This window comes from Nocardia sp. CA-120079, assembly GCF_050955745.1.
GTDB lineage: Bacteria > Actinomycetota > Actinomycetes > Mycobacteriales > Mycobacteriaceae > Nocardia.
In genome coordinates, this window is record NZ_CP192088.1 from 4,869,535 (window position 1) to 4,890,410 (window position 20,876).

General features: G+C 64.0%; 22 protein-coding genes. 12 read left to right on the forward strand and 10 right to left on the reverse strand.

Annotation, left to right across the window (positions count from 1 at the left end):
* Positions 1–8: 8 nt before the first annotated feature.
* The 3 genes from ACQPYR_RS22345 to ACQPYR_RS22355 all read right to left on the reverse strand — a co-directional run bounded on the left by ACQPYR_RS22345 (position 9) and on the right by ACQPYR_RS22355 (position 2,052).
* Positions 9–353, reverse strand: a complete 345-nt coding sequence (locus tag ACQPYR_RS22345; protein WP_433620890.1) for a hypothetical protein — start codon at positions 351–353, stop codon at positions 9–11.
* Positions 354–619: 266 nt separating this feature from the next.
* Complete coding sequence (locus ACQPYR_RS22350; RefSeq protein ID WP_433620891.1) at positions 620–1,720, reverse strand: tyrosine-type recombinase/integrase; 1,101 nt, start codon at positions 1,718–1,720, stop codon at positions 620–622.
* Positions 1,717–2,052, reverse strand: coding sequence for an AbrB/MazE/SpoVT family DNA-binding domain-containing protein (locus ACQPYR_RS22355; RefSeq protein ID WP_433620892.1), 336 nt, complete (start codon positions 2,050–2,052; stop codon positions 1,717–1,719). Before ACQPYR_RS22355 ends, ACQPYR_RS22350 begins: the two co-directional genes overlap by 4 nt.
* 576 nt (positions 2,053–2,628) lie before the next feature.
* Here ACQPYR_RS22355 and ACQPYR_RS22360 point away from each other — a divergent pair.
* Together ACQPYR_RS22360 and ACQPYR_RS22365 are read left to right on the forward strand one after the other, a co-directional pair.
* On the forward strand, positions 2,629–3,879 hold the full coding sequence (locus ACQPYR_RS22360) for a tyrosine-type recombinase/integrase (RefSeq protein WP_433620893.1): 1,251 nt from the start codon (positions 2,629–2,631) through the stop codon (positions 3,877–3,879).
* 95 nt (positions 3,880–3,974) lie between these two features.
* Positions 3,975–4,949 (forward strand): hypothetical protein, encoded by a 975-nt coding sequence (locus ACQPYR_RS22365; RefSeq protein ID WP_433620894.1) that lies wholly within the window; start codon positions 3,975–3,977, stop codon positions 4,947–4,949.
* Positions 4,950–5,102: 153 nt separating this feature from the next.
* Here the strand turns inward: ACQPYR_RS22365 and ACQPYR_RS22370 are convergent, their stop codons facing one another.
* The 7 genes from ACQPYR_RS22370 to ACQPYR_RS22400 all read right to left on the reverse strand — a co-directional run bounded on the left by ACQPYR_RS22370 (position 5,103) and on the right by ACQPYR_RS22400 (position 11,701).
* Entirely contained in the window at positions 5,103–5,471 is a 369-nt protein-coding gene (locus tag ACQPYR_RS22370) for a hypothetical protein (protein ID WP_433620895.1), read from the reverse strand.
* Between the two features lie 204 nt (positions 5,472–5,675).
* Positions 5,676–5,963, reverse strand: coding sequence for a hypothetical protein (locus ACQPYR_RS22375; RefSeq protein WP_433620896.1), 288 nt, complete (start codon positions 5,961–5,963; stop codon positions 5,676–5,678).
* 239 nt (positions 5,964–6,202) lie between these two features.
* Entirely contained in the window at positions 6,203–7,117 is a 915-nt protein-coding gene (locus ACQPYR_RS22380) for an NYN domain-containing protein (RefSeq protein WP_433620897.1), read from the reverse strand.
* A 543-nt stretch (positions 7,118–7,660) separates the two neighbouring features.
* Entirely contained in the window at positions 7,661–8,851 is a 1,191-nt protein-coding gene (locus tag ACQPYR_RS22385) for a cupin domain-containing protein (protein WP_433620898.1), read from the reverse strand.
* A 2-nt stretch (positions 8,852–8,853) separates the two neighbouring features.
* Positions 8,854–9,201, reverse strand: coding sequence for a hypothetical protein (locus tag ACQPYR_RS22390; protein WP_433620899.1), 348 nt, complete (start codon positions 9,199–9,201; stop codon positions 8,854–8,856).
* A gap of 317 nt (positions 9,202–9,518) precedes the next feature.
* Complete coding sequence (locus ACQPYR_RS22395) at positions 9,519–9,641, reverse strand: hypothetical protein (protein ID WP_433620900.1); 123 nt, start codon at positions 9,639–9,641, stop codon at positions 9,519–9,521.
* A 1,259-nt stretch (positions 9,642–10,900) separates the two neighbouring features.
* A complete protein-coding gene (locus ACQPYR_RS22400; RefSeq protein WP_433620901.1) occupies positions 10,901–11,701 on the reverse strand; it encodes a helix-turn-helix domain-containing protein in 801 nt (266 codons plus the stop codon).
* Between the two features lie 703 nt (positions 11,702–12,404).
* Here ACQPYR_RS22400 and ACQPYR_RS22405 point away from each other — a divergent pair.
* The 10 genes from ACQPYR_RS22405 (at position 12,405) to ACQPYR_RS22450 (ending at position 20,868) form a co-directional block, all read left to right on the forward strand.
* Positions 12,405–13,238, forward strand: coding sequence for a hypothetical protein (locus ACQPYR_RS22405; protein ID WP_433620902.1), 834 nt, complete (start codon positions 12,405–12,407; stop codon positions 13,236–13,238).
* Positions 13,235–14,485, forward strand: coding sequence for a cutinase family protein (locus ACQPYR_RS22410; protein WP_433620903.1), 1,251 nt, complete (start codon positions 13,235–13,237; stop codon positions 14,483–14,485). Before ACQPYR_RS22405 ends, ACQPYR_RS22410 begins: the two co-directional genes overlap by 4 nt.
* Positions 14,485–15,648 (forward strand): lipase family protein, encoded by a 1,164-nt coding sequence (locus tag ACQPYR_RS22415; RefSeq protein ID WP_433620904.1) that lies wholly within the window; start codon positions 14,485–14,487, stop codon positions 15,646–15,648. The genes ACQPYR_RS22410 and ACQPYR_RS22415 overlap by 1 nt, the downstream gene beginning before the upstream one ends.
* Positions 15,649–15,726: 78 nt before the next feature.
* Positions 15,727–17,217, forward strand: coding sequence for a cutinase family protein (locus ACQPYR_RS22420; protein ID WP_433620905.1), 1,491 nt, complete (start codon positions 15,727–15,729; stop codon positions 17,215–17,217).
* Positions 17,218–17,342: 125 nt separating this feature from the next.
* Entirely contained in the window at positions 17,343–18,041 is a 699-nt protein-coding gene (locus tag ACQPYR_RS22425) for a hypothetical protein (RefSeq protein WP_433620906.1), read from the forward strand.
* 3 nt (positions 18,042–18,044) lie between these two features.
* Entirely contained in the window at positions 18,045–18,695 is a 651-nt protein-coding gene (locus ACQPYR_RS22430) for a DUF6668 family protein (RefSeq protein ID WP_433620907.1), read from the forward strand.
* Positions 18,692–18,988: a hypothetical protein gene (locus ACQPYR_RS22435; RefSeq protein WP_433620908.1), complete on the forward strand. Its 297-nt coding sequence runs from the start codon at positions 18,692–18,694 to the stop codon at positions 18,986–18,988. The genes ACQPYR_RS22430 and ACQPYR_RS22435 overlap by 4 nt, the downstream gene beginning before the upstream one ends.
* 3 nt (positions 18,989–18,991) lie before the next feature.
* Positions 18,992–19,981, forward strand: coding sequence for an alpha/beta fold hydrolase (locus ACQPYR_RS22440; protein WP_433620909.1), 990 nt, complete (start codon positions 18,992–18,994; stop codon positions 19,979–19,981).
* A complete protein-coding gene (locus ACQPYR_RS22445; RefSeq protein WP_433194568.1) occupies positions 19,978–20,208 on the forward strand; it encodes a hypothetical protein in 231 nt (76 codons plus the stop codon). Before ACQPYR_RS22440 ends, ACQPYR_RS22445 begins: the two co-directional genes overlap by 4 nt.
* A 21-nt stretch (positions 20,209–20,229) precedes the next feature.
* Complete coding sequence (locus ACQPYR_RS22450) at positions 20,230–20,868, forward strand: hypothetical protein (protein WP_433620910.1); 639 nt, start codon at positions 20,230–20,232, stop codon at positions 20,866–20,868.
* Positions 20,869–20,876: the final 8 nt, after the last annotated feature.

Genomic DNA, 20,876 nt, shown 5'->3' on the forward strand with positions numbered 1-20,876 from the left:
GGCCCGGGTCACCGCGCTTCGTACTCCAGCAGGGCCGCGCCGAGGAGGCCCGAGCTGTCATGCTCCGCTACAGCTCCGAACTCGTGGAATCGGAATCCGAACCGATGGTGGAGGATCGGCCGCCCGGCAGGCCTGCGCGACTGCTCAACCGCCCCTATCTCGGGCTGTCCGCAGCGGTGGTGACTGGCGATCAGCATCGGCACCACCCAATACGGCTTCCAGCAGTGGATGCCGTCGAATCTGCAGCGGCTCGGATCCTCCGAGGCCAACGCCAGCATGCTGCTTGGCAATGCCGCCGTCGTCGGAACGCCGCTCAGCATGCCGATCGCGCTGCTGTACGGATTCTGGAGCACAAGCGAACGGTGATCATGGCTGGTGCCCTAATGGGTGTCGCGCTCGCGGCATTTGCAGCGCTCGGCGACCACGTTGTCTACAACCACGCGATGCTCTATAGCCTGCTCGTCGTCCCGGTATGGGGCATCAGCATTCTCACAAGTCATCGCCTCGGTTCTGTCCGCCTACACTGCCGAGGTGTATCCGACGGTGGTCCGGGCGCGCGGCAGCGGGTTGTCCGCGGGCGCGACGAAGGTGGGCGGCGTTTTCATCCTCACCTGCGTCGTCATGGCGATCGCCGCCCCCTCCATCCTGGCGACGCCGCGCTCGGGGTGGTCCCGTCGCCCCTGGCGATGGTGGTCGGTGGTATGTCTTCCTCATGTGTAACCGCGAGGGGATGGGCTTCGCTGGTGAGTGCGGCCAGGGCTGATGCGACTTCTTCGATGGATGCTCGGACGTAGGTGAGGGTGGTGCCGTCGTGGCCGCTGGGTGTGGCGTGTGCGGCGTAGGCGCGGGCGATTGCGTATCCGAAGTTGCGTTCGACCCAGGTGAGTGTGGTGTGTCGTAGCCAGTGGGTGGTTATCTGTTGTGTTGCGACCCAGGGCAGGTGGCGTCCGATTCGATTCCAGAGGTGGTCGTAGCGGCGGCGGGTGATCGGGCGACCATGTCGGTATCGCAACAGTTGCTGGTCTGGATCGGGGCTGCGTTCACTGTGTTCGATCAATCGGGCCATGAGGGTGGGCGATACGGGCTGCCAGTGCAGGGTTCCGCCCTTGCCGAACAGTCGGATCAGGCATTGTTCGGGGTCGAGGTCTTCTTTACGGAGGCTGAGGGCGCTTCCGGTGCGGCATGCGGTTTCGAGGTGGAGTCGCAGGATGAGGGTGTCTAGTTCCGGGTCGTCTCCTGTGGTTGCGGCGACGTGGTTGATTTGTGCGAGTTGGCGGGTGGACAGCGCGCGGCGCGTGCTCGGCAGTCGTGTGGGCATGTCCATGTCTGTTGCGGGGTTGGTGGCGGGGGAGATGTGGCCGTCGCGTGTGGCGTATCGGTACAGGCAGCGCAGTGCGCTGACCATGTGCTCGGCAGCGGAGCGTCCGCCGCGGTTGTTGCGGCGTACGACGGCGGCGCGTCGAGTTTGCTCGATGAGTTCCTGTAGCTCGAGAGCGGTGGGTTCGTCGAGTGCCCGGTCGGGCCAGCGCTCGCTGAGTCGACGCCAGTAGGGCAAATAGGCCCGTCGGGCGCCGGGAGATACTGCTTGGGCGACTCGCGGTACGTACTCCGCGAAGGTGGGAACCTTGCTGCCTGGCGTCGCTCGCAGTAGTTCTTCGGGGTGGATTCCCAGACGTTCCAGGAACAGTCGAGCCACTTCGTGGTCGTTGGTGGTACTCACGCGTCGCCTTGGAGGTTGGTCAGTGCCGACGACAGGGCTTCGTGTACGACTCGCGACGGGACGACCGCGACCACGTCGATGCTGGGCAAGCCGATGAGTAGTAGTGCATCGCCAAGGGTGATCCCGGTGGCATGGCGAACCGCTGCAGGCAGTCGTATCTGTCCTAGTCGGCCGATCTTTTGTCGTGCTGCCCCGGGTTGGGCAGCGCGGATTGCGACGAGGTTCCCGGCGACGGAGTAGGTGATGGGGTAGCCTGCGGGCCATCCCATTTCAGCGAAGACTCGTTGCCCGGACAGGCGTGCGCGGTCGTTGATGATCGATACCGTCATCATCGAGCTTGCTGGCCGGCGCTGGCGTGGGGGTGGGACAAGTCCTCCAGGTAGGGGGAGACCTGCTTGGCGCGGCTGAATAGGCATGGACACTTCTTTCTCATCCAGCCTGCTGATTCTCCCAACCCCATGAAAGCCGATTTTTTGCGGTGGCGCCACATTGATTTCCGTGATGAAGGCCGATGGGGGCGACGCGCGGGCAGATTTGCATCCTGACGGAAAAGCGGTCCGGCGCGATACTGCACTCGATGATCGCAGCGACTTACCAATTGGTTCGGTGTCGACCGACGCTTTGTTCGCATTGTTCTGTCATCAGAAACTGTAACGTAGTGTCGCAAAATGGCGTGAAGGGTCCCGAATTGTCGTCAAATGTCGATTGTTGGATGACGGACGCCGATGTTGAAGGGGCGCTGACCTGCGGTTTCATGTGGACTGTGGGGTCGCGGGTTCGAATCCCGTCATCCGCTCCACGAAAACACCAGGTCAACACACTTGAGCTAGACTGAACCCGACGCCGTGTCATCACCGGTGTCATCAGGTGCTTCTCAGGCACGTCTTTCGACGACCGAGAGGCTCCTTGTGCCCACTCCCCGCCCGCGGCCGCGCAACGACGGCAGCGTCGCCTGGAATGTTCCCTACAACTACTACGACGAGGTCGGCAAACGCCGCGGATCGTCGGAAACGTTCGACGACTACGAGTCAGCCGCCGACTGGTGTGAGCTGATCGACAAGGTCGGTCTCAACGAATCGCTCAGGGTGCTCGAAATCCAGCAGAGCGCAGGACCTGACCTCACCGCGCTCGTGCCATGGCTGCGCAAATACACCCAGCGTCTGACCGGTATTGAGGAACGCACCCGGAAGGACTACATCCGCTACATCGACCTCGACATCGCGCCGTTCCTCGGCGAGACCTTGCCGATCACGGCGTTCAACCAGGATCTGGATGCCGCCTGGATCGTGCACCTCGAGCAGGACAAGGGCAACGGCGCGAAAACCATTCACAACAAACACGGCTTCCTCTCCGGCGCATTGAACGCGGCTGTGGCCGAACGACCGGCCCCGTTGATCCCCTACAACCCGTGCCTGGGTATCCGGCTGCCTCGCCACGACGCGCCGGAACTGGACATCTTCGACAACGACGAATGGGAGTTGTTCGAACAGTTGATGCCCCAGCGATGGCGCCCGCACGCCGAGTTCAACCTCGTCTCGATGGCCCGGCCCAGCGAGGTCACCGCCCTGCAGATCCGCGACATCGACAAGAAGACCGGCGATATCCGGATCAACAAGGCGTGGAAGCACGTCGGCAGCAGAATGGTGCTGGGAAAACCGAAATCGCAGCGCGGCACACGCACAGTGACAGTTCCCCTCGCGTCGCTCGAACGATTCAACCTGGATCGTCCAGGTGACGAGTTGCTGGTCCACACCAGCAACGACACCCCGATCAGCGCGGGCTATTTCTACGGCAAAGCGTGGGTGCCTGCGCTCAGGCGGCTGCGGGCATTGTCGGCAGGGGATCTGAATCCGTTCACGCGAAAGGCCCAATGGAAGGGCGCGGACGCCGACTACCTGGTCGAGCGGTTCGGCGACGCGATCGCCACGATGCGCGACAAGCGCTTGACGCCCTACACGCTGCGGCACACCGGCATCTCCTGGAAGCTCCAGGACGGCGTGCCCTTGTTCGTCGTCTCCCGCGACGCGGGCCACAAGGATGTGAACACCACCGACCGCCGGTACGGGCACAACGACCGCCGAGCGAGCGCAGCGGCCGCGCAGATCATCGCGAGCAGGCTCCCACGGGCGCGCGCGGCGATGCTGCGCGTCGCCGCCTGATCAATCACTGCCACTCTCCTCTGTGCGAAATCCATTCCATTTCATTCCATATCCCAGGAATGAAATGAAATGGAATGGATTGGAACGGAATTCCGATGCTGAAAGCCGTCACCACTGCCCCCGACACCAGCACTGCGTCGGGACGCTGCCAGTTCCCGGGGTGCACCGTCGCTGTGCCGCAACGGCCGTCCGGCAAACGCGGCGCGCCCCGCGGATACTGCGATAACCCCGACCACACCGCGCAGAAAGCCCTGCGGCTCAAGAGAAAAGACGCAGACCGCGATGCGCGAGCCATACCGGCACGGCCGTCGCTGCGCCCGGTCACCGACGGGATGGTGACATTGGCCCGGCTCTTGGACCGCTACGAGCACCTGCGTGCAGAGTTGGCCGCTGTCGCCGACGACACCGCCGATCTACTCGCTGACCTCACGGATCCGGCTACCGTCGAACGCGAGATCGCCGAGATCCAGCGTGAGGCGACCCGCCGCATTACCGATGCGGAGCAAGCCAGAGACGACGCCGTGAAGGCGTCGGCGGAGATGGCTCGCCGGCTCGAACGCGCGGTCGAGCTCGAAGAACTCGCCCTAGCTGCAGCTGACGAGGCCAACACGAGAAGGGAGGAGGTTACCGCCCGGCTGGAGCAGGTCGAGAAAGAGGCCGCCGAACGAATCGCCGAAGCTGAATCGGACCGGGATCGGGTGTACAGCGAGGCCGAGACCGTCCTCACCGAGATGCGCGGCCATGTCGACGCGGCGCGCGCTGCGCAAGCCCGCGCCGAGGGCGAACGCAATTCCGCCGTCGCGAGCGCGAACACCGCGACAGGGGAGAACACCCACCTGCGCACTCAACTTGACCGCGAGCGAGCCGAGCACCGGCAGCAGATCGAGCGACGCGATATCGAATACTCCCGTGCGATCACCGCAGCGCACGCCATGGCCGACCGTGCTGCACGGGAACACCGTGAGCGGCTCGACGAGGTTTTGCGTCGGCAGGATCGAGATCGGGACGTAGCACCGGAAATCACGGCCGCAACCACCACCCAGGCGCCTAGCAGTATCAGGGGCGGCTGATACTCAGGGCGTCGCGGTCTCTGCAGAAATGAGCGGGACACGTTGATCCGGATGGCAGATTACCCGGCAAGAGTGGTCGACTGCGGCGGTTCTCCGGATAGTCGGTGACGCTGCTGTCGCCTCGCCTGCGATGCGGGTTCTGTCGGCTTGCCTCTACGACAATGTCATGTCTGCGCAGATCCCTGAATGCATGACCTGCACACTGCCTTCGGTGAGGGATTGGGCAGCATGGGATACCGGGCGGATTACCGCCGCCTCGCACCGGCGGCTACCTAGCCGATCTTCCTGCGACGTGGCGATTCCACAGATCGGGCTGCCGGAGCGGCTGCGCAGAACCATGAACGGTGCTGCCGAATCCCCGGCACGCACCTCCACCACGCCCCGAGGCTTCGACATCCGCGAGCGAAGCTGCGCGTATGCCTCGTCCGTAATGACAATCAAGGCGACACTATTCGTGCCCCCGTTCGGTGCGTTTCCCGACCGGAAGATCCAGTTGCTCAGTTGCATCGCAGTGGTTTCCATCGCCTTTTGCTATCGGAACGGATCCGCACTATGCGCTGGATGACGTCGTTGATTTCGATTCTCGAGGCTAGCTCGGGCCGGGTTCGAGGTCCGCGGTGGACGGAAAGTCCACTATGGACACTGAATCATGTCGCTAGCCGAGGACGTGAGCAGGGTATTCAGTGAGTCGATTCCATCGGTCTGGGCAGTGTTTGTGACGGACACCTACTCCGAGGCATCACCGAACTCAACCATCCGCAGCATCCCGGCGATCGCGCGAACAACACTCGTCGCCGCCCGAGCGGAGGTGTATTTGATCTCGACGAACGCCTCGTCGGTGTCTCCGGAGCGCACGGAAAAGTCCATCGTCCGGGGCGATCCACCAGTCCGGACGCCCTCAACCGTCACGACTCGCTTGGTGTCGCCAGCGCTCTCAGCGATGTCCAGCAGGGCCGAAATCGTATACAAGTACTGGAACTGAAACCGCGCCGCAGCGAACGCACCCCCTGACACGGCCACACCTCATCGTGGCACACGCATGCTTCAAACGTCTGTCAAATAGGGAGATGCGGACAGCCACGGGGCGTGCGAGGAATCCGAAACCGTTCTTGCCGAGATGCGTGGACACGTCGATGCCGCCGCGGCGGCCTGCGATCCACTGGCCGCGGTGAACGAGTTCATCGCGGTGCGCCTGCAAGCTGTTGCGAATTCCTCTGTCTACGTCTCGAATTCGTCAGGCTACCGTCGACGGTCTAGGTGGGCTTGTTGCGGACGTAGGTCACCTTCTGTTTGCCGACTCCCGGGCTTCGGTTCTGGATCTCGAACAGCGTGCTGGCCTTGATGAACTTGCCGAATTTCGTGTGCCCGTAGGCTTTTGGGGTGAAGTCGGGATAGCGCGTGGCGAGCGCGTGTCCGACGGCACCGAGGTGTGCCCATCCATCGGCGTCGGCGGAATCGTCGACTGCTTGGCGCAATCGGGTGGCGATCTCGGGAGGAATACGGAGCGCGTCCGATGTGGCCGAGGTCTTGAGTTTCGGTTGTGTCTTCGGATTCTGTGGCTGTTGAGGTCGGTCGTCGACGACCAGCGCGGCGAGGTGCTCGATGTGGGTGAATTCGTCGCAGGCCGCAACGAATGGCTGCGGAGTTTTGAGTTCACCGAATCCGTAGACCTGGCAACCGGATTCACGGACCCGCATCGCGACTCCAGTGAAGTCGGCGTCACTGCTGACCAGGACGACCGCAGACAGGTTGTGGGCCCAAAGCAGGTCGACAGCATCGACGGCCATCGCCAGGTCAGAGGCATTCTTCCCGATCGACCAGGCGAAATGGTGCATCGGCCTGATCGAGTACGCCAGTATCGGATGCTTCCACCCGGACAGATGCGGGCGGCTCCAATCCCCGTATGCGCGTTTGATGTGTGCGACGCCATAACGGTGGGTCACTGCAGCCAGCACCGCGCCGATTTTCGTCGGTGGGGCGTTGTCGGCATCGATCAGCACCGCCAATTGCGTGGATCCTCGTGCAAATGCCGCTCTATCGACTTCCTGAGGTGGGGCAGTGTGTCCGATGAGCCGCGCACCGGCAGTGATCAGCAGCCGGCCGGCCGCGGCACGCATGCCACCACCGTTGGCTGAAATGGCATATCGCTGCTGAGTTTCGGAAGCCATTGCCGCACCGTATCGCGGATGCCACGAGGAACCGGCGCTGGCGGGTTCGATCGGGGTGTTCGCGCGGTGTATCTGGACGTTGGATGGACGACCGGCACGGCAGTGGATCTGTAGCCCGACAGGTCGGCCGCGGCTTGCCGGCCGACCTGCCTGACGGGGCTGCTGTCGTGTGGTGATGTCGCCCGCCATATGGCGGGCGAATCCAGCGGGTTAGGTTTGCATTCGTCTACTGCCACCGTTCGGCGGGATCGGCTCGTCGTGCTTGGGATGGCGCTGCTATTCCCGCCGAACACCTGTCAAACCACAGTTCGACAGAGCCGTTCTACCGAGCGCACCTGATTGACGCGGACACCAGGATCACTCGCTGCTGATATGGCGGGATTTCTAGCCTGCGCCGAAGCGCCTCGGTGGATAGAAGTCGAGCGAAGGGTGTCCGTCAGAGCATGTCGGAAGCCATGCTTCGCGGCCGATGGTCCTGCGCGTCCTGCAACGCATTCCTCACGCTCATGGCTGGATCTGACAAAAGGGTGGACGGAGTTCGCGTCACGACGTTGCCAATGTTAAAAAGCCCTCGCTCAGTAACTTCTTGAGTATGAGTAACCGGGAAGGCATATCCAGTCGCGTTTGCATAGCGATCGCCGTAAATTTTTGACCGGTCGCCATGAATGCCAGGGCTTCACGCGATGAGGCTGGGAGGCTGACTACCTTTCCGTGATACGTGAGATGCATTGTGTCAAGATCGACCTGTTCTATTTGCCAACGAAGAGTGGGACGTCGTCGGACCTCAGTGTGTTCATCCAGCGCATCCACTGCCTCAAGATCGAGGATGTGACGATTTAAGGAGGGACGGCGGCCAAGCGTCAGCAAGTTTCTTGCGTTGTCAATCGATTGCTCCGAGGAGACCAGCTCGCTGATTTGCGTCAAAAGATATGACAGTTGAGCATTGGCCGCTAAGTTGGCATCACTGTCCCGATCAAATCCTATTGGGAGAGCGGCGCGAAATTGTGAATCCCGCTCAAAGAGCGCATCGAACTCTGCAGAAAGAAGATCCGCGTACGTAAGGGACTTGACACCAATGGTGAGGTGGAAGGATGCGGATTCAGTCGATATCGCTTCATGAACGATACCACGTGGGATATAAAGCATATCTCCTGGTGTCAGCTCGATCTCATCACGCAACTCCATCGCGGCGAGCGATTGAGGATCACCCCTCGTGTCACGAAGCGGAAGGGGTGTTCCGAATCCGCCGAGGTTCCACCTTTTCGTCCCCTCAACTTGGAGAACAAATACGTCATGGGTGTCGTAGTGTCGGCTTAGCCCCTGCGACCAGCGAGGGGTCAGGTAGGCGTTGACTTGACATTCGGCGCTGAAAGTGTCCGTGAGGCGTTCGCACAACTGGGTAAGGGGCGGCCATCGGTCATGAAGATGAGTCACCGAAATTGTCGCGCCTTTTCGATACTGGGCAAAAATCTGCTCAAGATATGGCGCAGACGCAATCTGCGAAGGTGGCGAGAAGGATACTTCCTTGCCTTCATGCACCACTCTCAGTCGATGCCCGATATCCGGGGTCGTCGAAAGCAAGTCGTCGAATTGGGCTAGCGTTATCATACCTTCGTAATAACCACGATTCGATCGGGGCACGAACAAAGGTTGCTTCTCCCAGTGCACTCGAGTGAACTCCTCGGCGCAATACGGCGCAAGAATCCACGCCAATGGATCTGCTGAATTTTGCATGCTCAACCGCCGTCCCTCACATCCCAATCCAGAGAGCGATAAGGATCCCCCGTCATATCACCATCTTTCACTTGCCACGGATCATGTGTGTCGGTGTCTCCTGGACCTCCGCGGGGTGTAGGAGAAGCGTCAAGTCGTCTAGGTAGACGTACGTTTATGTTCTCCACTGATATGTCGCTCGCACTGATTGATAGGGCTACTTCTTCTAGAGCAAGTACTTTTGCATAGACGCGCTCAAGCTGGGATGCCATCTGATGGGCTTTTTCGTTCGCCCGCTGGGCGGTAATCCCCTGTGGAGATGCCTTTTCCCGTTTGTCCGAATCATCTGAATCATTGCTTTGAGTAGCCATCGTGCACCTCTCTCTGGCGAAAGAATCATGCATGAGGGTCGATTGTGCTAGAGCACAAACCTTCGGATAGTAGCAAACGAAAGCGTCGGCATACGAATGGACATACTCACTGCCAGGCAAGCGCGGGAAGCGAACCCCAAGTATATCTGGCGACAACATGGCCCGACACCAGAAGAATCACTTACGCACGAGGATCACAAGCCAACAAGGATTCGCGCGATCCGGCATGGGAAGACATATGACGAAGCATATTCGGATGCCCTACGCTGTTGTAGGCCGCTTCCCTCGCCGGAGGTCTCAAGCGAAGGGATGGATGTCTACTTGTCGCCAAATTTCGCTTTCAGTTCCTCTGCCGCGTCCGCATCTCCGGCGTCTTCGGGCTCTTCGTCGGGTGGCGGCGGGTCATGGTCGATGATCTCTTCGCAGCGATCAGTCGGCATGGTGCGACTCCTCAACTCGTTCGAAAACGGTCCGATCCCGACAGTATCGCTGGGCATTTGTCCATGTATGACAATGGAATACACCGGACAATCGTCCTCCATTCGGCGTTCCAACAGCGCCGACCGATCTGCTGCCGATACGACCACGTAGGTGATGTTGATTAGTGTGGGCCGCCGCCTCACTAGGCGGCGATCCAGCGCAGAAACCTGTACGCAGCGGCCCGCCGCGGCCAGGCCGACGCCCGAGCGCAAGGATGACTGCGGGAACAATCGGATCCGTCCCGCGCCCGAACGAGCGCAGCCTGACCAGACTTGTTGATTCGCGCCGCGTACCGAGTGTCCGCGGAAGCCAGGACCGGAACGAATTCGACACGTTCTGACATTTCGGACTACCAGCAATAGTCTGCTGAGGCCGTGCAGGGCCTCGGTCTCGGGTCATCGGAGCCCCGGTCCACGGCGGAATGTGTGGTGATCTTGGCGTCGTTGAGTAGCGGAACTAGGGGCGATTGCGCTGAGGAGGTATCTGGCGTCGCCTACGAGTTTCTTTGCGTCGGGGTGGGCGCGTTGGCTCGGAGGGGCTCGGTGTTGCGGTGGTGGGCCGTGACTTGGTGGTTGCGGGCCGTTGGGTGGATTCGAGAGCGGCCGCGATGTCGCCCGCGGTGAGGAACCAGGTTCTGCCTGCCTTGTGTCCGGGGAGGCGTCCGGTTTTGAGTTGCTGTTCGTACCAGCGGAGTGACTTGCGCAACGCGCGGGCTCCGACTGAAACGGGATACGTCGGCTCGTGCGGGACTGCGGGAGCCGGTTCGTCCGGTGGTAACGGCTGAGTGCCGGGGTCATCTGTCATTGTTGGCTCCGTACCCCGGCAGTTCGGCGGCCGAACTGTGCTTGCCGCCGTCGCGTTTCCGGGTGACTGCGGGGAGAACGCCCCCTGTGCAAACAGGAACCTGTGTGCACAGGGGCCATTGGTCGTATCTTCTTCACCAATTACAAGGGTGTCGCACGTTCCATTGGAAATCCCAGTTCATGATCCTCTCGTCAGCAAATTCTGTGGGCGAGGATTCCGAAGCCGATGCTTCTTTGTAGTTGTGGCCTCGGTGTGATATGCCCCTCATCGATATTGCATCGTTGCTGGACCGGTGGTTCCACGGTATCGAGAGCTGGCGGTGAGCAGTGGAAAGATCTTCGGCGGCAGATGGATTCGCGAGGTTGGATACTCGGATGCGGCGTGTCGCTCCGCGTGTCTGGTGACCGCATGGCGGTTATGGACCTGGGGGTCCGGAGTATGGTTTGCCGATTGCGGTGACGAGGTAGACATCGAGTGCCTCGGTGTGCGGAGCGATGCTGATCCGGTAGGAGCGGAGCTCGCCGGTCGTGACGTCGCGGTGATGTAGAAGGTGGTCGGTGTCGCGGCCGTAGGTCACCGACAGGCTCGCTGCCCAGAGGCGACGGCATTGCTTGTTGGGTCCGAGCTGCCGGATGAGGTCGCGGGCTTGTTGGGAGTCGCGGTAGATGCCGAGGATGGCCTTGTTGTAGGCGACTGAGTGAGCGGCCTCGCGGTTCCAGTCGACGAAGACCTGTTGGGCGATGGGGCTGAAAATCCAGGTTGGGATCGAGTCGGTCTTCTCGATGCCGGGTAGGGCTGTGTGAAACAAGTCGTTGCAGGCCAGGACGTTCCATATCGGATCCACGTATGCCGCGAACACGCCTCGTCGTTCGAGGTCGTCGAGGTGACTTATCCAATCGAGGTTGGCGGCCACGGACTGGCGAAGCTTGTGCACCGGTGCCAGATCCTCAGCCGGAGCACGTAGTTCGTGCAGGTGACGTGCTAGCAGTGAGTCGACCTTGTAGCCGGCGATGATCGCTTCGAGTGTCTCGAGTTTCGGTACATACCTGTCGGTTTCGATCTCGAACAGGTATGAGTCGCTGATGCCGTGGCGGTCGCGAGCTGTGGAGCGTGCTAGTCCCAGGTCCTCTCTGATCAGTCGCAACGTGGTCCCCAGCGTCGGGATGGACGGTTGCGGTTTGAGCCTGCTGTTGTTCGAACGGTGTGTGGGACTCACGGAGTCCCCCCCTTCTGGTGTCTTCCGCTGCGAGATGTGCGGAGATACGATGATCGGTTGCCCCCAAGCACCAGCTCTGTGTCTACCAGAACGGGTAGGCCCCGGCAACATCTTCCATCTGAGAGAAACCGACGATCGTTCTGGATCGCGGGGTTTGTGGGGCGGCGCAGGCATCGAATGATGCTGCCGCAGAGGGAATCCCTAAAAAATCTTTGTTGCCAATCAGATCATGAAGTGGGTAGCAAACACCCTGCATGATGGCACTTTAGCAACTTGACGATCCATTCCTCACCTAAAAATAGGTGAACGTAAACCCTAGCTTTTCGGGTGGTTTCGCGGTTTGGATGTGAGGTGCAAGTCCAAACTGATTGAAAGGAAACCACATTGGACCCGCTTACTATTCTGGGATGGGCGAATGCCGCTCTGTCACTGCTGTCGAATGGCTTGTACATCGCAGGCCAGGCACTGGCACTCATCGCCCCCTTCATCTGACTGGTAAGACCTGAGAAGCGGCCTCCCAGAAGCGTATTCGCTGCTGGGAGGCACTTCGAAAAGCGCCCGCCCCCGCGCGTCCAGGCCATAATTCACTATTTCCCGCCTTTACGATGAAGGGTTATTTGGCATGCCCGAATCCAGCAGAATTGCTTGCCTTCGCATACCTGATCAGCGAATTGAAACAGGTGCCTTGCGAGGGCGAAATCGTTTGTCCAGCAGTATCACCCGAGGCAGCCGTGCCGTCCTCGCGGGTGCACTGCCCGTGGCATTGGTGTTGGCCGCCTCGACGGGTGCCGCCACGGCGGTCGACAGACCTGCCGTCATCGCCGACCAACCCGGTGTCACCAGCCCCGACCAGCCCGGCGCCACCACGCCGCCACCGCCATCACCAGAGCCTGAACCAGCGCCGTCGGTGTACTACTCGCAGCCGCCGCAGATCCGCAATGACGCGACCTCGCGTCCGGCTCCGCCGCCGGACGAGCCGGTGGAACCGATCAGGTTCGAGGAACTACATCTGCCCGAGCCTGTCGCGCCGGTGGCGCCGATCGAGGCGCCGGAGAACACGATCCGTGTCGGGCTGTGGCAGACCCCGCGCCCGGACTGGCTGCCTACGGAATGCGCGGACGCCATCAACGATGCTGCCGCAGGTGCCGAAGCTCAGGTCGCGACCGCGCTGGACTCGATAGGTATCCCCGCCGGACGCTCGGACCGGGTCAGCGGCGCCACCCTGGCCGGTGCCGGAATCGGTGGCGCCGCAGGCGCTGTGGTCGCCGGAGTACCGGTAGCTGCCGCGGGAGCGGTGGTCGGTGGCTTGATCGGCGGCACTATCGGTGGCATCGCCGGAGCCGCGCTCGGCACGGTTGTGCCGGTGCCGATCATCGGCACGGTGACCTCCGGCGTGGCTGGAACAGCGCTCGGTGCCGTAGTCGGTGCCGCCGTGGGGGCCGCCGTGATCGGTGTCCCCGCGGCTGTCGTCGGTGCCGTCGCCGCGGGCACGGTCGGTGCCGGATTCGGCGCTGGAGTGGGAGTCGGGCAGCCATGACCATAGAGGCGAACAACCGCGCACGTGTCTTCGCCGCAGCGGTAGCCACTGCTACGGCGCTGGGCCTGGCCGCCGCGGCCACTGCCACCGCACCAGCTCAGGCAGTGCCGATCGGTCCCGGCTGCCCCGCGCTGTATGTGCTCGGCGTCCAGGGTACCGGCCAATCCTCGCCAACCGCGGACCCTCTCGCGGACACCGGAGTCGTTGGCGCGCTCATCGCGCCGGTCCTCTCAGCCGCTCCTGGTTTGGTGCAACGCAGCTACATTCCTTACGGCGCCGGGTTCGGTGGCGCGGTCCCTGGTGGCGGACCGGATCCGTATGTGGTGTCGGTAACCGACGCCCGCAATCAACTCGACGCTGCTGCCGCCGAGATCGCCGAAACCTGCCCTGGCACGATGATCGCCGGGATCGGCTATTCCCAAGGCGCGCAGGCGATGTCGTTGTTCGCCCGTGATGTCGGTGCGGGCGTTGGGCCAGTCGCGCCGGATCGGATCGCCGGGATCGCGCTGTATGCCCATCCCGACCGCGCCCCGGACGCGCCGATCTTCCCAGGACGCCCGGGACAGACCGTGCCCGACCCCGCGCCCGGCACCGGCGGTGCGGCGGTGTCGGCGGTGCAGATCTCCAACCCGCCCGCTGGTGGCGGCGGTATCGCCGACGGCGCGACCGGCTATGGGGCACTGACCGGCCGCGTTGCTGATATCTGCACCGATGGTGACTTAGCCTGCTCGGCGCCGGACCGGGCCGCGCTGCTTCGCGTTGGTGCCGAGATCGCCGCCCAAGCCGACTTGCGCGATCCCATAGCCGCAATCGGGTCAATGAATAGTTTGTTCGCCGCTGCTTTGGGTGATGCGTGGACGAGCGTGTTGCTCAACGACTTTCAGGTCGGCGCGGGCAATGTCGACTACGCGCCCCAGCAGGGTTTGGCAGGCCGGTTGATCGAGGCCGCCGACCCTCGTACACCTGGCCCGAGCCCGGAGGAGATCGGCGCCGCGGGTGCGCGGTGGAACGAGATCACCGCCACCGTCGCGGCGAACCCGATCGGCCTACTGCCCAAGCTCGCCGGCCAACTCGCCGCGGCCTGGGGACAGCTGGTCGCCGATAACGCCGACCTGCTCAATCCCGCGGTCTGGGTTCGCTACGCCGACACCGTCGCCCGGCACAACAACTACGCCATCAACGGCCAACTCAATTCGGGCATCGCCTGGATGGTCGCCCTCGCCCACGATATCGCCGGGAGCCGATAATGACCGATCCCACCACCATCGATGACTTCTACAGCATCCCCGATGACTTCTACAGCATCCCCGAAATCGACTTCACCCCCCAACCGGGGGAGATCCAGCGCCGCCGCAGCGTAAACACCCCGGGGCTGCCCGGCGCGAAGCGTGCGTGGCAGCTCGTCTACGCCACCCGCACCGCGTCCAACGCCCCTATCCCGGCGTCGGGGATTGTGATCACACCGGACCGGCCGGACACCGCTGGACCCTGCCCGATCTTGGTGTACTGCACGGAATTCCACGGCCTCGGCGGGCGGTGCGCACCGTCGCAGCTGCTCGCGGGGGAGGGGACCGAACCGGAATCCGGGTTCATTGCCACCGCGCTCGAGCGCGGCTGGACGGTGGCGGTGCCCGACGGTCAGTGCTTGGGGATCATGGGGTTGGGACCGCACATGTTCCTGGCCGGTCGCGCCGCAGCGCACGCGGTGCTCGACCTCGCCCGCGCTGTCCGCGCCGTGCCGGAACTGGACTCCGCGAACGCGCCGTGTGTGGTGTGGGGATACGCCGACGGTGGGCGCGCCGCGATTTGGGCGGCCGAGCAGCATCCCCGGTACGCGCCGGACCTGGATCTCCGTGGAGTCGCCGCGGGGGCGGTCGTGGCCGATCCTGGGGCGCTGATCGATGAGATCGACGGCGGGCCCTGGTCGGGGCTGGCATTGGCTGGACTGATCGGGCTGGCGCGGGCGTATTCCCATCTGCCGGTGGGGCACCTGCTCACCGAGGAAGGACACCGCGCCGTCGAGCACGCTCGAGAACTCGACGCGGCGGCGCTACTGATCACCTATCGCAACCAGCCGCTGGGGCACTGGTGCGAACGCGCCGACCCCTGGAACGACCCCATCTGGCAGTACGTGCTGGCCAATGAAGCCAGCGGCTACGCGACCCCGGAGGTACCCGTGCACCTCTACCACGGCACCGAAGACGCCCTCGTGCCGGTATCGATGGGACGGCACCTGTTCGCCGAATACCGCTCTCTCGGAGTCGATTTGAACTGGCGGGAATACCCGAACAGCCACAGCGGCACCGCCACCGACGGCGCACCAGAAGCCATCGCGCAGCTGGCCAACTACCTGGCGCGGCGACCCGAGCGCAGCACACCCCCGGCACCACCGCGCCCGCGGACCACCTGAATCGCCTGCCCGCACCTGCGAACCCCTCGCCCGGGGTGCGGGCAGGCCCCAAACGAGCACAGATCGAGGTGAAATCCCATGCATCCCCGCACTATCAGGACGGCGGCGTTGCGGTGCGCCGCCGCGACGGCACTGATTTCGGTCGTCGTGTCGGTGGCCGGTATCAGCACGGTGCACACCGATGACGGTGTCCCGCTCGGCGCGAAGTGCCCCAGCCTGTATGCGCTGGGGGTGCAGGGCAGTGAGGAGGGAGCCCCGGAGGCCGGGATCGTCAGCGACTCCGGGGCGTTGGGCCAGGTCTTCGGTCCGCTGGCCGCTGCCGCGGGGGATCTCGTGCAGCGCGCCTACGTCCCCTACGGCCAAGCGGCCGACGGGAAGACCCTGCCGTATGACGCCGCAGTCACCGCCGCCGCCCAGCGCCTAGAGCACATGGCCGCCGAGGTCGTCACACGGTGTCCCGACACCAAGATCGCCGTCGCTGGCTACGCCCAGGGCGCAGCCGCGGTCTCTACCTTCGCCCAACGAGTCGGAACCGGCAACGCCCAAGTCGCTGCGGACCGAGTCGCCGGAATTGCGTTGCTGGCCAACCCGACTCGCGCGGCCAACAGCTCGGTATTGCCGGGCCTGCCCCAGGCAAGCACACCGACGGCGGCGCCCGGCACGACGGGGGAGAAGGTCGCCTCGATCACCCTGGGCAATCCAGCGTTGACCGGTATCGGGATCGCCCCTTCGGCGGGGTCGAGCGGGTATGGAGCGTTGGTCGGGCGAGTCGCGGATCTGTGCGTAGCCGGTGACGCTACCTGCGACGCACCGGCTGGGAGCCCGCTGGTCACCACCGTGGCCAACATCGCCGCACGGTCGGATCTGCGAGACCCGATCGCCGCGATTTCCACTGTCGCACAGGCGTTGTCGGCGACGGTCTACACGACAGCGGTGAATGTGGTCAACGAGGACCTCAGCGGCACCAGCCTCGATCAGCTGTCCTATCAACCCAGCAAATCTCTCGGGCAACGCTTGGCAGAAGCGTCCAGTCCGACCGCGACACCACCAGCACCTGCCGACGCCCTCTCGGCACTGATGAAGCTCGGCACGATCGGGCTCGGTGCCGTGGTGTCGGTGGCGCAGAAGGTATTCACACCAGCGACGGTCGCCGAGCTGGCGACGGTCGGCATGTCCAATCCGTGGGCGGCGATCGCCGCGTTGGGGACCAAGCTTGCTGCGGCGGTCGTGGAGTTGATACCGCCACAGACCGCGAGTCGCTGGATCAATCAAGCCTTCGACGCGATCACCAGCACCATTACCGACCACAGCGAGCTCTACACCCTGGCCAGCTCCGCCAAATACAGCGACACCACCGGCCGCCACGGCTCCTACCAAACCGTGCCCGCCACACCGACCGGGCATCCAGCGCTGCGCGCCACCGCCGACTGGTTCACCGCGCTGGCCCGCGACCTCGCCGCCACCGGGATCGCCTCATCCCCACCACAATCTGTCACCCGCTCGACGACCACACCACCCAACACCACTGCCGTGACACCAGCGGCACCGACGTCGAGCACCGGCCCCTAGACCCCTTCGGGCGGAGCCCGAATCCGCCCGACGTACCCACAACCTTGTCGGCTGATTCTCCCCTGGCCGCCCGCCCGAAGGGCCCCACTCCGCCCGCCAACCACACCAAGGAGGTGAGAACCGAAATGCCCAACACCCAAACCGATATCGACACCGATCATGGTGGCGGCTGGCTGCATCGCGGCGAACCCGTTGCCCTGCAAACCATCTCGCCCCCCACCGGCGACGCGAACCCTGAGCGCGGCACCGAATGGCAGTGGATCAGACAGCACACCCCACAACCCGCCAGCGGCAGAACACACGCGGGCATACCACGGCGGGTATGGATCGGGCTTACCGGCGCACTCGGAATAGCCGCCGCGCTGATCGCCGTGGGAATCAGCTCGATCGCTGACCATCCGGACACGACCGCGGTGATCCCCACCGCGACCGCGAGCCCCCCGACAACGACCCCACAAACCGGTGGGCCATGCACCGGACTGTCGGGGCAGACCGTCACCGACACCGCTGGTGACACCCACAGCCTGCCAGGGGTGATCGCGGCTTTCGAGCACGCCTACTACCGACAGCGCAGCGCCGAAACCGCCTTGGGGCTGGTCGCCCCCGAGGCTGGTCTCACCCTCGAGGGGCTGGCAGCGGGCATCGCCTCGACCCCGACCGGAACCACCCACTGTGTCGCGATCACCCCGATCGCCGAGGGCGCCGCGGAAGTCCATCTGGTCGCACAGCATCCCGACGGGCAGCGCATCGACTACCTGCAGTTGATCAACGTCGGGCACACCCCGGACGGCGTCGTCATCACCAACATTCAGAAGCGGGGCTGAGCGATGGCCACACCGCTGCACCTACACCGAGACCACCGCGACCGAGGGCAGCGTCTCGATCCGGGCACCGTCACCGCGCCGGAACAGTTGGCTTCGGTGCGGGAGACACCGTTGCCGACCACGGGTGCGCATCCACCGTTGTTCGCGGTGCTCGGTGCGCATGGCGGTGCCGCAACCTCGACGCTGGCGCGGTGGTGGGCACCGGCGGCCGACACCGGTCTGGCCTGGCCCGGATCACCGCGGACCACCCAGCACGTCATCATCGCCGCCCGACTGTGCATGCCCGGCCTCACCGCAGCCGCCGAACGGCTACGCGAATGGCACGCCGGTCTGACACCCGACGGGGTGGAGGTGATCGGGCTGGTACTCACCGCGGCTCGCCCGGGAAAGGTACCCGCTGTGGTGCGCCGGTATCGCGCTGTGGTCGCCGAGTTGGTCGCCGACGTCTATGAGATCGGCTGGCACGACGAACTCGTCGTCTGTGAACTGACCGAACTCGCCGAGTATGTGCCATTCGACCCACCGCCGCCGCGCCGATCGGGGCTGCGCGATGCGGTTCCCGCCGACGTGCACCGCGCCGGAACCCAGATCATCACCCACCTCGCAGCCACTCGTTCGATTGCTGCACAACCCGATTCGGAGAAAACGCCATGACCACCGCCTACGCGGTCGGCGAGGCGATCACCGTGCTCGCCCAAGAAATCAAACCCACCCCTATAGCGCCGCCGGGCGCGGACAAGCTGATCAACCTCGTCAACTATCTGTCCTGGATCGTCATGCTCGCCGGTATCGCGTCGCTGATCTACGCCGGCGGCAAATTCGGGTGGGAGCGATTCCACGGCGGCGCGGTCGAATCCCCCAAGATCATCCTCGGCGCCCTGGTCGGTGGCATCATCGCCACCAGCGCCGGAGCGATCATGAATGGCGTCGTCACCGGAGGCGCATAACCCATGCGCCACTTCCCGATTCATCCCCAACTGTCGGCAACTGTGCCCGGTAGCTGGAGAGCCGACACCCGGTTCTCGTCCGCAGCGCACACCACACGCGAACACAACACCGTCCATCTTCGCGGCGCGAAACCGTTCACCATCGCAGCCCCCGACGGGCTGCGGGTCTCGGCCACACGCCTGGGCCCGGAGTGTCCTCCGGCGAGCGTGGTCTACGTGCACGCCATGCTCACCGACTCCACCTACTGGACGCCGCTGACCGAGTGCCTGCACCAACGACTCGATGGCGCCATCGCCCAGATCGTCTACGACCAACGCGCACACGGCACCTCCGAGCACCCAGCCCCCGAGGCCCGAACTGTACTGCCGACGCTGGTCGATGACCTCGACACAGTCCTCGCCCACGCGCACGGAGCGGTCGTGCTGGTCGCGCACTCGGTGGCAACGCTGCTGGTGCAGGCATGGGCCGAGCAATACCCACAACGTGCCCGCGCCTTGGCGGGCATCGTGCTGTTCAACGGCTGCCCCGAATTCCCCTGGCGCCCAACCCCTGACATTCACGCCGAGGGAAGACGCTCCCGACGCGCAGCGCGTCAGCTGCTCGAGGAAATGACCACCTATCTGTTCGAGCCGCCGCTCCGATACCGGGCGCCGCGCCGCAGCCCGTTCGGCGCCACCGGCGGCGCGACGCGCCTCGAGAACCTCGACGCGATGCTCGCCGACCTCGCCGTTTACAGCGGCGCCGCACTGACCGACGAGGCAGCCAGCGCCTTACGGGCTGTCCCGTCGTGGGTACTGACCGGGCAGCTCGACCCGGTCGTCGTACCAAGTAGATCCGAGCATCTGGCCGAACGGATCTGGGGCGACTACGACAGCGTCCCCGACGCCGGACATTCCCTGCCGTATGTCGAGCCCGGCAAAGCCTGCGAGCCGATCCTGGCCGCACTCGAGGTCGCCTACCGCACCCAACAACAGCACGGCGGCGCACCGTGATCGCCAAACCACTTCCGGCGCAGGTGCTTTCGCCACTGACTCAATTGCTGGGCTACCTGATGTGGTTCGTGCTGCTGCTGTGCATCGCCCGCGCAGTGTGGGTCGGCGGGCTGCTGGCGATCCGCATGTACCGCGAAGAAAGCGTTGAAGGACTGCTCGGCGCACTGCTGGGCGCGGCCTTGCTCGGATCGGCCAGCTCCATCGCCATCACCGTCCTGCCCACCTAATTCGTCCGAGGAGGCCACTCAGTGAACCTGTTCCGCTCCCGTCGCAGCCGCCTCATGGCGTTGCTCGCCTGCGCCGGACTGACCGCGGCGGCTGGCTTGCTCGCCTGCGGCTCCGAGAACACTCGCGATTTCGCACGCGACAGCGCGACCGCGACCCCCACCGTGCCCACCGGACTGCGGTGGCAGAGCTTCCTAGGCGTCGACCTTCCAATCGCTGACCAAGGTCCACACCACATCGACGGACCGGTAGCCAGCGGATTCGATCGGTCACCGGCAGGTGCTGCGCTGGCCGCGGTCCATTCGACGGTACGGATGTCCATCGCCACCGACACCCAGTGGGCGATGGTCGGACAGCGCATGCTCGCCCCGGGACCAGGTCGTGACAACTGGGCTACTGCCCGCGCCCAAATCTCGATCACCGCACCGATCACCAGCGGCGCACCGAAAGTCCTCGGTTATGTCATCGCCCACCACACCCTCGACGCCACTGACGTCGATATCTACACCCTCCACCCCGACAACTCCGTCACCCGCAACAACACCCACGTCACCTGGCAAGGCGAGGACTGGCGGCTGCGGCTACCCGACAACCCGACCACCGCCCCGGTCACCGCCCTCGCGGCGCCGCCGCCGGACATGGTCGCATTCACCCCGCGCTGAGGAGACCA